General features: G+C 69.0%; 1 protein-coding gene. It reads right to left on the reverse strand.

Translation table 11 applies throughout. From position 1 onward, the window contains the following. Positions 1–422, reverse strand: a 422-nt coding sequence (locus M3148_RS17375) for a sensor histidine kinase (protein ID WP_251305970.1), incomplete at both ends; no start/stop codon positions are given.

Below are 422 nucleotides of genomic sequence, written 5' to 3' on the forward strand. Positions count from 1 at the left end.
GGTGCATGCGTCCGGCATCGCCGAGGATCGTGACCGGCTCGTCGGGCACGTCGATGACCCAGTGGTGGTCGGCGGCCGTGGGACGTGCGTCCGAGAGGCCTTCCAGCGAGAGCTGGGTCAGGTCGACCGTGCCGTAGACCAGTTCACGGCCCTCATCGAGGCGCGCGAGCAGCAGCAGGTCCTCGACGAGCCGCGTCATCCGCAACGACTGCGCCTGGATGCGCTCGAGCGAAGAGGTCGTGCTCTCGATCGCGTCGGGCCCACCGTTCGCCGACGACGACGGCTTGCGGAGCGCCTTGAGCGAGAGTTCCGAATAACCGCGGATGGAGGCGAGCGGCGTGCGGAGCTCATGGCTGGCGTCGGCCACGAACCGGCGCATCTGCTCCTCGTTCTTCTGGCGCGCGGCCAGCGACGTGTTCACG

This window comes from Georgenia satyanarayanai (genome assembly GCF_023715365.1).
Taxonomy (GTDB): Bacteria; Actinomycetota; Actinomycetes; order Actinomycetales; family Actinomycetaceae; genus Oceanitalea; species Oceanitalea satyanarayanai_B.